The sequence below is a fragment of the Pseudomonas sp. NPDC087336 genome (assembly GCF_044744285.1).
In the GTDB taxonomy this organism is placed as follows: Bacteria; Pseudomonadota; Gammaproteobacteria; order Pseudomonadales; family Pseudomonadaceae; genus Aquipseudomonas.
Genome location: NZ_JBIUYA010000022.1, coordinates 103,721 through 114,157 on the forward strand (window position 1 = coordinate 103,721; position 10,437 = coordinate 114,157).

At 59.0% G+C, this 10,437-nt stretch carries 10 protein-coding genes; 9 read left to right on the forward strand and 1 reads right to left on the reverse strand.

Annotated elements, in window-relative coordinates; all coding sequences use genetic code 11:
• The first annotated feature begins 83 nt into the window (after positions 1–83).
• The 3 genes from mrcB to ACIO0C_RS21515 are packed head-to-tail and all read left to right on the forward strand — an operon-like array spanning position 84 to position 3,509.
• The gene (gene mrcB / locus ACIO0C_RS21505) at positions 84–2,408 is read left to right on the forward strand and encodes a penicillin-binding protein 1B (protein ID WP_401315065.1); all 2,325 of its coding nucleotides are present in this window, start codon (positions 84–86) and stop codon (positions 2,406–2,408) included.
• A gap of 16 nt (positions 2,409–2,424) precedes the next feature.
• Positions 2,425–3,174: a tetratricopeptide repeat protein gene (locus tag ACIO0C_RS21510; RefSeq protein ID WP_401315067.1), complete on the forward strand. Its 750-nt coding sequence runs from the start codon at positions 2,425–2,427 to the stop codon at positions 3,172–3,174.
• Positions 3,174–3,509: a YqcC family protein gene (locus ACIO0C_RS21515; RefSeq protein WP_180204600.1), complete on the forward strand. Its 336-nt coding sequence runs from the start codon at positions 3,174–3,176 to the stop codon at positions 3,507–3,509. Before ACIO0C_RS21510 ends, ACIO0C_RS21515 begins: the two co-directional genes overlap by 1 nt.
• 27 nt (positions 3,510–3,536) lie before the next feature.
• On the opposite strand, the gene ACIO0C_RS21520 is transcribed toward ACIO0C_RS21515, so the two are convergent.
• Entirely contained in the window at positions 3,537–3,959 is a 423-nt protein-coding gene (locus ACIO0C_RS21520) for a DUF4124 domain-containing protein (RefSeq protein ID WP_401315069.1), read from the reverse strand.
• Positions 3,960–4,355: 396 nt separating this feature from the next.
• On the opposite strand from ACIO0C_RS21520, the gene ACIO0C_RS21525 reads away from it, so the two are divergent.
• The 6 genes from ACIO0C_RS21525 (at position 4,356) to msrQ (ending at position 10,335) form a co-directional block, all read left to right on the forward strand.
• Positions 4,356–6,080 (forward strand): acetolactate synthase 3 large subunit, encoded by a 1,725-nt coding sequence (locus tag ACIO0C_RS21525; RefSeq protein ID WP_401315070.1) that lies wholly within the window; start codon positions 4,356–4,358, stop codon positions 6,078–6,080.
• Positions 6,081–6,082: 2 nt separating this feature from the next.
• On the forward strand, positions 6,083–6,574 hold the full coding sequence (gene ilvN, locus ACIO0C_RS21530; RefSeq protein WP_003176102.1) for an acetolactate synthase small subunit: 492 nt from the start codon (positions 6,083–6,085) through the stop codon (positions 6,572–6,574).
• Between the two features lie 45 nt (positions 6,575–6,619).
• Positions 6,620–7,636: a ketol-acid reductoisomerase gene (gene ilvC / locus ACIO0C_RS21535; RefSeq protein WP_007909969.1), complete on the forward strand. Its 1,017-nt coding sequence runs from the start codon at positions 6,620–6,622 to the stop codon at positions 7,634–7,636.
• A gap of 144 nt (positions 7,637–7,780) precedes the next feature.
• Entirely contained in the window at positions 7,781–8,638 is an 858-nt protein-coding gene (gene pssA, locus ACIO0C_RS21540) for a CDP-diacylglycerol--serine O-phosphatidyltransferase (RefSeq protein WP_401315071.1), read from the forward strand.
• Positions 8,639–8,701: 63 nt separating this feature from the next.
• Positions 8,702–9,715: a protein-methionine-sulfoxide reductase catalytic subunit MsrP gene (msrP, locus tag ACIO0C_RS21545; protein WP_401315073.1), complete on the forward strand. Its 1,014-nt coding sequence runs from the start codon at positions 8,702–8,704 to the stop codon at positions 9,713–9,715.
• Positions 9,715–10,335, forward strand: a complete 621-nt coding sequence (msrQ, locus tag ACIO0C_RS21550) for a protein-methionine-sulfoxide reductase heme-binding subunit MsrQ (RefSeq protein ID WP_401315074.1) — start codon at positions 9,715–9,717, stop codon at positions 10,333–10,335. Before msrP ends, msrQ begins: the two co-directional genes overlap by 1 nt.
• The last annotated feature ends 102 nt before the right edge of the window (positions 10,336–10,437 follow it).

Here is a 10,437-nt window from a genome sequence, read left to right on the forward strand (position 1 = left end):
CGGTCATTATGGCGTCTAGCCAGCCTAACGCAAACTCGCGGGCCTCCTGTTGAGGATGAATAAAGTGCGTATAATCCGCCGCCATGACTCGTACTCGAACCCCCCGTACCCCAAAGAAACCCCCCTCCAGAGGCCTGCGGCCCTGGCTGGGCTGGGCCCTTAAACTCAGCCTGGTCGGCCTTGTGGTGCTGGCCGGGTTCGCCGTTTACCTCGATGCCATCGTGCAGGAGAAGTTCTCCGGCAAGCGCTGGATGATTCCGGCCAAGGTCTACGCGCGTCCGCTCGAGCTGTTCGTCGGACAAAAGCTGAGCCGGGATGATTTTCTCACCGAGCTCGATGCCTTGGGCTATCGACGTGAAAGCGTGGCCAACGGTCCGGGTGCGGCCTCGGTCAGCGGCAATACCGTCGATCTGAACACCCGTGGCTTCCAGTTCTATGAAGGCATGGAGCAAGCGCAACCGGTGCGAGTGCGTTTCTCCGGTGATTACGTGGCCGAACTGTCGGGGACCAAGGGTTCGAAGTTGTCGGTGGTCCGTCTGGAACCGCTGCTGATCGGCGGCCTGTACCCGAAAAACCTCGAAGACCGGATCCTGATCAAGATCGATCAGGTGCCGCCGTATTTGCTCGAGACCCTGGTCGCTGTCGAAGACCGTGATTTCTACCACCACTTTGGTGTCTCGCCAAAGTCGATTGCCCGGGCGATCTGGGTCAACGGCTCGTCGGGTCGCATGCGTCAGGGCGGTAGTACCCTGACCCAGCAACTGGTCAAGAACTTCTACCTGACCAACGAGCGCAGCCTGACCCGCAAGTTGAACGAAGCCATGATGGCGTTGCTGCTTGAGCTGCACTACGACAAGCGAGAAATCCTCGAGGCTTACCTCAACGAAGTGTTTGTCGGCCAGGACGGCCAGCGCGCGGTGCACGGGTTCGGGCTGGCCAGCCAGTTCTTCTTCAGCCAGCCACTGGCCGAGCTGAAGTTGCATCAGGTGGCCTTGCTGGTCGGCATGGTCAAGGGACCGTCCTCCTACAATCCGCGCCGGTATCCGGAGCGTGCACTTGAGCGGCGCAACCTGGTGCTCGATGTGCTGCAGGAGCAGGGCGTTGCCACGGCCGAGCAAGTCGAAGCCGCGAAGAAAATGCCGCTGGGCGTGACCAAGCGCGGCAGCCTGGCGGACAGCTCGTTCCCCGGTTTCCTTGATCTGGTCAAGCGCCAGCTGCGTGAAGACTACCGCGACGAAGACTTGACCGAAGAGGGGCTGCGGATCTTTACCAGCTTCGATCCGATCCTGCAGATGAAGGCCGAAGCGTCGGTCAACGACACGTTCAAGCGCCTGTCTGGCCGCAAGGGCTCGGATGAGGTCGAGGCGGCCATGGTCGTGACCAACCCGGAAACCGGCGAGGTGCAGGCCATGATCGGCAGTCGCCAGGCCAGCTTTGCCGGATTCAACCGGGCGCTGGACGCAGTGCGACCGATCGGCTCGTTGATCAAGCCGGCGGTTTACCTGACGGCGCTGGAAAAACCAAGCCAGTACACATTGACCAGTTGGCTGTCGGACGACTACTTCTCGGTCAAGGGCGCGGACGGCCAGGTCTGGAAGCCGCAGAACTATGATCGCCGCTCCCACGGCACGGTTTTCCTTTATCAAGGGCTGGCGCACTCCTACAACTTGTCGACCGCACGCCTGGGCCTGGCCGTGGGTGTGCCGAATGTCCTCAAGACTCTCGGGCGCCTGGGTGTCAGCCGCGAGTTCCCGGCCTTCCCCTCGATGTTGCTGGGCGCCGGCGGCATGACCCCGATCGAAGTGGCGACCATGTACCAGACGCTCGCCAACGGTGGCTTCAATACGCCAATGCGCGGGATTCGCAGCGTCCTGACGGCCGAAGGCGAACCGCTCAAGCGTTATCCGTTCCAGATCCAGCAGCGTTTCGACCCGGCGTCGATCTACCTGATCCAGAGCGCCATGCAGCGCGTGATGCGTGAAGGTACTGGCAGCTCGGTCTACAACGTGTTGCCGAAGACCTTGACCCTGGCCGGCAAGACCGGGACCAGCAACGACTCGCGAGACAGTTGGTTTGCAGGTTTCAGTCAGGACTTGCTGGCGGTGGTCTGGTTGGGGCGCGACGACAACGGCAAGACACCGTTCACGGGTGCCACCGGTGCGTTGCAGGTCTGGACCAGCTTCATGCGCAAGGCCGACCCGTTGCCGCTGGACATGCCGCAGCCGGATAATATCGTTCAGGCCTGGGTCGACTCGCGAACCGGCCAAGGCTCCGACGCCGGTTGCCCCGGCGCCGTGCAGATGCCGTATATTCGCGGCAGTGAACCGCCTCCCGGTCCCGCTTGTGGTGGCGAAAGCCCGATCAACGGTGAAACGGTGATGGATTGGGTCAAGGGCTGGATGAATTAAGCAAAGAGGGTTTCAAGTGAACAAGTGGTTGATTCCAGCGGTTACCGCCGTGGCTTTGCTCAGCGGTTGTTCTTCGGTACAGCGCGGCTCGATTCCGGTGGTGGATTCCGGTACCAAGGTTTCCAATAGCGAGCGCGTTTCGGCGAACGGCGGCTACCGTCAGACGACGGTAAAACGTCCTGTGCAATCCCAGGCCCAGGAAATTCCACAAGGCGATACCGGTGTTGTCGTGATGGTGCCAGGGGGTGGTGCGGTGACGTCGGCGCCAATCAGCACCAGCCCGATTACGCCAGGTCCGATTACGCCAGGCCCGATTACGCCAGGCCCGATCGATACCTCGCCGATCCAGTCCGCACCGGTCAATCAGGGCAGCTACAGCATGCCTTCGACGCCGAGCGGGATTCCGTCGGCCAGTTCCGGTGGCCTGTCCGCCGACGAACAACTGGACGGTCCGGTGCTGGCCCTGTTGACCACCGCGCAGCAGCAACAGGCCAGCGGCGACCTCAATGGCGCTTCTTCCAGCCTCGAGCGTGCCCAGCGTGTCGCCCCGCGTGAGCCGCAAGTGCTCTATCGCCTGGCGCAAGTGCGCATGGCCCAAGGTGATGCGCCGCAGGCCGAGCAATTTGCTCGCCGTGGCCTGACCTTCGCCAACGGGCGTCCGGCACTGCAGGCCAGCCTGTGGGAGCTGATCGCCCAGGCGCGTGAGAAGCAGGGCGACTCCGCGGGCGCAGCACTGGCTCGTCAGAAAGCCAAGGTTACTTCGTGATGGATGTACGTTTTCCAAAGATTGCCGATCAGCTGCTGCTGATCGAACGTGAATTGCGGGTGCAAGGGTGGTGGGATGAAGTCCCGCCATCCGCTGAAGCGCTGTCCAGCGTCGAGCCGTTTTCGGTCGATACGCTGGACTTTGAGCAGTGGCTGCAATGGATCTTCCTGCCGCGCATGAAAGCAATCCTGGAGCAGGATCTGCCCTTGCCGAATGCATCGGGGATTCAGGAGATGGCCGAAATGGTCTTTGCCGGGCGCAATGTCCAGGGCAAGGATCGGCAGCTGCAGGTTTTGCTCAAAGAGTTCGATCAACTGATCACCGCTTCGCGCTGAACCCCGATCCGCTGTACTCGACAGCTCCTACGAGCAGTTATCCGCAATCTGTTTTTGCGTTTCGCCGATGCGCTCCTGACGCTGGGAGCCATCAAGACGCCGCATCTGTCCATCCACTTCCTCTCTCAAACGTGGATTATTCTGCAATTGCGCCAGATTGGTTCGCGCTTGTTCGCAGAAAGCCTTGAGCTGGTTTTGTTGCTCTGTCACCTGCTTCTTCACCGACTTGTTGATCGCCTGTTGGTCGCCAATGGCGCCGCTGTGTGCGGTAGTGCCCGGCTTGCCGGGGGAGGAGGCGGGCGTGACGACAGTAGTGGCTGGCTGATCCCGAGGCGGTTGAGCATCGAAATGGGTAACGCCCTGGGTGTCGACCCACTTGTAAATCTGCGCGGCCATGGACGGCGGGCTGAGGGCGATCATCAGGCCGGCGATGAGGAAGTGCGTACGCATGCCAATTCCTTGTCAAAAGTTGCGCAATTGAAGCTAACACGCAGGGGGTTTACGGGTTTTTTCTTGCGTTCTCATGTGGTTAGTAGAATAAACCTCATAGACGACTTGACTTGCAAGGGACGAAACAGAAGAATCCAAAGTCCGCTGTAGAGGGACTGCCAGAAGCAGACCCACTCGGCAGATCATGAGGCGCACATCCGCGCCGACCTGTTACACCCGCAACGCGTTACCTCGCGCTGGGTGGGAAAAGCCCGCAACACTTGGGACGATCCCAATACTTGCTCAGTCAGTGCTGACGTAGTCGGCGACCACCGTCGCTCATGCTCTGCTGAGAAGTAAACCTATTAAGACCCGTCCTTTTGTGGGCGGTATTCTGGCGTTTTAGAGGTGAACAACGTGGAGCTTTTATCTGGCGGTGAGATGCTCGTCCGCTTTTTGCGCGACGAAGGCGTCAAATATATCTACGGGTACCCGGGTGGTGCTCTTCTTCATGTCTACGATGCCTTGTTCAAAGAACCGGAAGTGACCCACATCCTGGTTCGTCACGAGCAGGCTGCGACCCATATGGCTGACGGCTACGCCCGTGCCACCGGTAAAGCCGGCGTGGTACTGGTGACCTCCGGTCCGGGCGCAACCAACGCCATCACCGGTATCGCCACGGCCTACATGGACTCCATTCCGATGGTGGTGATTTCTGGCCAGGTGCCTAGCACCATGGTCGGTACCGACGCTTTCCAGGAAACCGACATGATCGGTATCTCCCGGCCGATCGTGAAACACAGCTTCATGATCAAGCACGCGTCGGAAATCCCGGAAGTCATGAAGAAGGCTTTCTACCTGGCGCAATCCGGTCGTCCTGGTCCGGTCGTTGTCGACATTCCGAAAGACATGACCAACCCGGCCGAGAAGTTCGAATACGTCTTCCCGAAAAAAGCCAAGCTGCGCTCCTACAGCCCAGCCGTTCGCGGCCACTCGGGACAAATCCGCAAGGCGGCAGAAATGCTCCTGGCGGCCAAGCGTCCTGTGCTGTATTCGGGCGGTGGCGTCATCCTGGGGGGTGGCTCCGCGCCGCTCACCGAATTGGCGAAGATGCTCAACCTGCCAGTGACCAACACCCTGATGGGCCTGGGCGGTTACCCTGGTACCGACCGTCAGTTCATCGGCATGCTGGGCATGCACGGCAGCTACACCGCCAACCTGGCGATGCACCATGCTGACGTGATCCTGGCCGTCGGCGCACGTTTCGACGACCGCGTCATCAACGGCGCATCGAAGTTCTGCCCGAACGCCAAGATCATCCACATCGACATCGACCCGGCTTCGATCTCCAAGACCATCAAGGCCGATGTGCCTATCGTGGGTCCGGTGGAGAGCGTCCTGACCGAAATGGTCGCGATCCTCAAGGAAATCGGCGAGACCCCGAACAAGGAGTCCGTGGCCAGCTGGTGGAAGCAGATCGACGAGTGGCGTGGTGACCGCGGCCTGTTCCCTTATGACAAGGGCGACGGCAGTGTGATCAAGCCGCAGGCGGTGATTGAAACCCTGTGCGAAGTGACCAAGGGCGATGCCTTTGTAGCCTCGGACGTGGGTCAGCACCAGATGTTCGCGGCGCAGTACTACAAGTTCAACAAGCCGAACCGCTGGATCAACTCCGGTGGCCTGGGCACCATGGGCTTTGGTTTCCCGGCAGCCATGGGCATCAAGTTGAGCTTTCCGGATGATGACGTCGCCTGCGTAACGGGCGAGGGCAGCATCCAGATGAACATTCAGGAATTGTCGACCTGCCTGCAGTACGGTTTGCCGGTCAAGATCGTCATCCTGAACAACGGTGTACTGGGCATGGTTCGCCAGTGGCAGGACATGAGCTACGGCAGCCGTCACTCTCATTCCTACATGGAATCGCTGCCTGATTTCGTCAAGCTGGCGGAGGCCTACGGCCACGTTGGCGTGCGCATCACCGATTCGAAAGATTTGAAGTCGAAGATGGAAGAAGCGTTCGCCATGAAAGATCGCCTGGTAGTGATCGATATTGCGGTCGACACCAGCGAGCACGTCTACCCGATGCAGATCAAAGACGGCTCCATGCGCGATATGTGGCTGAGCAAGACGGAGCGTACTTAATCATGCGGCACATTATTTCCTTGCTTCTGGAAAACGAACCTGGCGCTTTGTCTCGTGTAGTCGGCCTGTTCTCGCAGCGCAACTACAACATTGAAAGCCTGACCGTGGCCCCCACCGAAGACCCGACCCTGTCGCGTCTGACGCTGACCACTGTCGGCCACGATGAGGTCATCGAGCAGATCACCAAGAACCTGAACAAGCTGATCGAAGTGGTCAAATTGGTCGACCTGTCGGAAAGTGCTCACATCGAGCGCGAACTGATGCTGGTAAAGGTCAAGGCCACCGGCGCCCAGCGCGCCGAGATCAAGCGCACCACCGATATTTACCGTGGACAGATCGTCGATGTCAGTGCCAGCGTATATACCGTTCAATTGACCGGTACCAGCGACAAGCTCGACAGCTTCATCCAGTCCATTGGCACCGCCTCGATCCTGGAGACCGTCCGCAGTGGCGTCACCGGTATTGCCCGCGGCGACAAAGTACTCAGTATCTAAACCAAATTAGCGAATGGCCTGAACGGCCTGATAGAGGGGAAATTCATGAAAGTTTTCTACGATAAAGACTGCGACCTGTCGATCATCCAGGGCAAGAAAGTTGCCATCATCGGTTACGGTTCCCAGGGCCACGCTCAAGCGTGCAACCTGAAAGACTCTGGCGTTGACGTGACTGTTGGTCTGCGCAAAGGCTCGGCCACCGTTGCCAAAGCTGAAGCCCATGGCCTGAAAGTGACTGACGTTGCTTCCGCCGTTGCTGCTGCCGACCTGGTCATGATCCTGACCCCGGACGAGTTCCAGTCTTCCCTGTACAAGAACGAAATCGAGCCGAACATCAAGAAAGGCGCCACCCTGGCCTTCTCCCACGGCTTCGCGATCCACTACAACCAGGTTGTGCCGCGCGCTGACCTCGACGTGATCATGATCGCGCCGAAAGCTCCAGGCCACACCGTACGTTCCGAGTTCGTGAAAGGCGGCGGTATCCCCGACCTGATCGCGATCTACCAGGACGCTTCCGGCAACGCCAAGAACGTTGCGCTGTCCTACGCTGCCGGTGTTGGCGGCGGTCGTACCGGCATCATCGAAACCACCTTCAAGGACGAGACTGAAACCGACCTGTTCGGCGAACAAGCCGTTCTGTGCGGCGGTACCGTTGAGCTGGTGAAAGCTGGCTTCGAAACTCTGGTTGAAGCTGGCTATGCGCCGGAAATGGCCTACTTCGAGTGCCTGCACGAACTGAAGCTGATCGTTGACCTCATGTACGAAGGCGGTATCGCCAACATGAACTACTCGATCTCCAACAACGCCGAGTACGGCGAGTACGTGACTGGCCCGGAAGTCATCAACGCCGAATCCCGTCAGGCCATGCGCAACGCCCTGAAACGTATTCAGGACGGCGAATACGCCAAGATGTTCATCAGCGAAGGCGCTACCGGCTATCCTTCGATGACCGCCAAGCGTCGTAACAACGCCGCGCACGGTATCGAAGTGATCGGCGAGCAACTGCGCTCCATGATGCCTTGGATCGGTGCCAACAAGATCGTCGACAAAGCCAAGAACTAAGTCGAGCACTTGTACGAAAAACGCGGCTTAGGCCGCGTTTTTTCGTTTGGGTGAGCGGTTCTGGTATAAAGCTGCATCGTTTGCGGTCGAACCGTCGTCCCAGACACCTGTCGAAACTTTCCACCCCGTTGCAAGGTAATGTCCATGAGCGAACGTCCCGAAGAGCCAAAGCAGGCTTCTGACGCCGAAAGCCTTCTGCCCATCGATGAGCACATCGAAGAAGGGCATGACGCTGAAGGCCGTAAAGTCCGGCATCGTGGTATCTATCTTCTGCCGAATCTGTTCACCACTGCGAACCTGTTCGCAGGGTTCTATTCCATCATCAATTCGATGAGTGCACAGGCTGCCTTGAGCGCCGGTGACTCGATCGGCGCGAGCAAGTATTTCGCCTTTGCCGCCATCGCGATTTTCGTGGCGATGGTGCTCGACGGTCTCGACGGGCGCGTTGCCCGCATGACCAATACCCAGAGTGCCTTTGGTGCCGAGTACGACTCGCTGTCGGACATGGTCGCCTTCGGCGTGGCGCCCGCATTGCTCGCCTTTGGCTGGGCGCTTGGCGACATGGGCAAGGTCGGCTGGATGGTCGCCTTCATCTATGTAGCAGGCGCGGCTTTGCGCCTGGCGCGTTTCAACACCCAGGTCGGTACTGCCGACAAACGCTATTTCATCGGTCTGGCCAGCCCGGCTGCGGCCGGTGTAGTGGCCGGTATTGTCTGGGCGTTCAGTGATTACGGCATCCAGGGATCCAAGATGTCCTTTCTGGTTGCGCTGATGGTGGCGGCGGCCGGCATGCTGATGGTCAGCAACATCAAGTACAACAGCTTCAAGGAGCTGGACCTGAAGGGGCGCGTACCTTTCGTGGCGATCCTTGCCGTGGTGCTGGTGTTTGCGGTCGTGTTCAGTGATCCGCCGCGTATCCTGCTCCTGGTGTTCCTCGCCTACGCAGCCTCCGGCCCGGTGCAATACCTGTTACATCTTCGTCGCCGCAAAAGCGCCGAGTGATGTAATTTCCCTCATACTCCGTAGTCTATTGGTGCGTCTGTTCTCCAATGCTGCGGAGTAGCCATGCTGATCAAAGTCCCAAAAGCGTCCGACTGCCGTGAGTCGGACGTCACGCCTGAATCCTTCTATCTTTCTCGACGTAACGTATTGGGTGCTGCCGTGGCCGGATTGGCCGTGACCAGCCTGCCTCGATGGGCTGTGGCCGATGAAGCGGCGCGTTACCCGGATGTCGAGCCTGGCAAGGCGCCGTCCTGGTTTGCCGAAAAACTTCCTTCCACCCGGTGGGGGGCCGTCAGCGTGAAGGATGAGGCGATCACCCCCTTCAAGGATGCAACGAACTACAACAACTTCTATGAGTTCGGCACTGACAAGGGTGACCCGGCGGCGAACGCCGGTGCGCTGAGAACCGAGCCCTGGACGGTGGTCGTGGACGGGGAGGTGGGCAAGCCGGGGCGGTATGCGCTGGAAGACTTCATGAAGCCTTACCAGCTGGAAGAGCGCATTTACCGTCTGCGCTGTGTAGAGGCGTGGTCGATGGTGATTCCGTGGATTGGCTTCCCCATTTCGGCGCTGCTCAGCCAGGTAGAGCCGACGTCAAACGCCAAATTCATCCGCTTCGAAACCCTGCAGGATCCCAAGAGCATGCCAGGGCAGCGTTCCGGGTTCGCCTTGATCGACTGGCCTTATGTAGAAGGGCTGCGATTGGACGAAGCAATGAATCCGCTGGCAATACTGGCGGTGGGGATGTATGGGCGCGAGTTGCCGAATCAGAACGGGGCGCCCTTGCGTTTGGTCGTGCCATGGAAATACGGGTTCAAAAGCATCAAGTCCATCGTGCGGATAAGCCTGGTGAGCGAGCAGCCTAAAACCACGTGGCAGAGCATCGCCGCGGACGAGTACGGTTTCTACGCGAACGTGAATCCTACGGTTGATCATCCGCGCTGGACCCAGGCCCGCGAGCGCCGGCTGCCGAGTGGCCTGTTCAAGCCCAATGTGCGTGACACGCTGATGTTCAACGGTTATGCCGATGAAGTCGCTTCTTTATATGCAGGGCTGGATCTGCGGAAGAACTATTGATGCGCAATCCGTTCTGGCGTTCAGCGGTTTTTATTTGTGCAATGGTGTGGCCGCTGCTTTGGTTGTACCAGGCCTGGCAGGATGCGCTGGGGTCGGATCCCGGCAAGGTGCTGGTTGACCGGTTGGGGTTGGGGACGCTTGTTCTGTTGCTCATCACACTCAGCATGACGCCGCTGCAGAAACTCACGGGTTGGGCGGGGTGGATAGCTGTCCGGCGGCAATTGGGATTGTGGTGTTTCGCGTACGTGGTCCTGCACTTGAGTGCCTATCTGACTTTCATCCTTGGGTTCGACTGGTCGCAGCTTGGCGTCGAACTGCGCAAGCGTCCGTACATCATTGTCGGGGCCTTGGGTTTCTTGTGTTTGCTGGCATTGGCGTGCACTTCCAATCGGTACAGTCAGCGACGTTTGGGGGCTCGCTGGAAGAAGCTGCATCGCCTGGCTTGTCTGGTGCTCGTGCTTGGATTGCTGCATATGCTCTGGATCGTGCGCGCCGATCTGAAGGAGTGGTCGATCTATGCATCTATAGGTGCATTGCTGTTAGTGCTGAGGCTGCCGCCGCTGGCTCGTCGAATCCCGCGTCTAATGGCTAAAAAGGGTTCTTCTGCCAAAAAGGCGTAATTAGTGGTTGACGGCAGATTCTGGAAGCCTATAATTCGCCCCACTTCCGGCGCAGTCGAAACGGAAAACTCCTTGGTAAACAATGAGTTACGAAGTTTTCGG